Raw genomic sequence first — 1121 nt, 5'->3', positions numbered from 1 at the left:
GACCGGTCCAGTATTCGGTCCCGAACAGGATGATCGGGAAGCGGGTGATCTTGCGGGTCTGCACCAGGGTGAGCGCCTCGAACAGTTCGTCGAGGGTGCCGAAACCGCCGGGCAGGCAGACGAAGGCTTGCGAGTACTTCACGAACATCGTCTTGCGGACGAAGAAGTACCGGAAGTTGATCCCCAGGTCGACCCACTCGTTGAGCCCCTGCTCGAACGGCAGCTCGATCCCGAGCCCGATCGAGTAACCGCCAGCCTCCGAACAACCCCGGTTGGCCGCTTCCATCGCGCCGGGTCCACCGCCGGTGATCACCGCGAACCCGGCCTCGGAGAGCGCCGCGCCGATCGCCCGGCCCGCCGCGTACTCGGGATGATCGGGGCCCGTGCGCGCCGAACCGAACACCGTCACCGCGGGTGGAATCTCCGCGAGCGCGCCGAACCCCTCGACGAACTCGGCCTGAATCCGCAGCACCCGCCACGGATCGGTGTGCACCCACTCGCTGTCCTGCCGCGTGTCGAGCAGGTTCCGGTCGGCGGTCCGCACGCCGGGCTTGCGCTCGCGCCGGAACATCACCGGCCCACGGAACTTCGGTTTGACCTTCCCAACCTGTTCATCAGCGGAATCGGTAGACATGCTCCCAACCTACTGTGTTGGATTCCAGGGGCGGGTGCGCACTTGGTGGATCGGTCGGCGGCGCACTCGATCGAACCTAAGGATTTGACGATGTCCAGTGCAGTTCCCGGTCGTGTTCTCGGTGCGCTCGTCGGGCTGGCCGGTGCGCTGATCGCCGCGTTCGTTCTCGCTCCGCGCTTGTTGGCGAACCAGGCAGGCGCCGATTTCGGCGGCGAGGACGATCTTCGGCACGCGTTCGGCGCGGCCTTCGTCGACTATTGGCACTCCGGAACCCGGGAATTCACCGCTGAACTGGCGAATATCGTCGACTACTGGTTCCGCTATCACCTCGCGAAGGCAGTGCTCGCCGCGCTCCTGTTGGCCGTGCTCGTCACGCTCGCGGTGCTGCTGTGGCGGAGATTCATGGCGGCGGGCGGGACCGGCACACGGGTGGCACTCGCGGCGTCCGGCGGCGTGGCCACTGTGCTCGCGCTGTGCTCGCTGGTGC

1 protein-coding gene and 1 pseudogene are annotated in these 1121 nt (G+C 66.8%); one reads left to right on the top strand and one right to left on the bottom strand.

Annotation, left to right across the window (positions count from 1 at the left end):
• Positions 1–634: TIGR00730 family Rossman fold protein (locus tag ACFWUY_RS41880; RefSeq protein WP_384122395.1), on the bottom strand; the 634-nt coding region annotated here is incomplete at its 3' end.
• A 90-nt stretch (positions 635–724) separates the two neighbouring features.
• Between ACFWUY_RS41880 and ACFWUY_RS41875 the strand changes: the two are divergent.
• A pseudogene (locus ACFWUY_RS41875) lies at positions 725–1121 on the top strand (hypothetical protein); the annotation flags it as partial.

The sequence above is a fragment of the Streptomyces sp. NPDC058664 genome (genome assembly GCF_042716635.1).
GTDB lineage: Bacteria > Actinomycetota > Actinomycetes > Streptomycetales > Streptomycetaceae > Streptomyces.
This window is presented reverse-complemented; position numbering and strand designations above follow the sequence as displayed.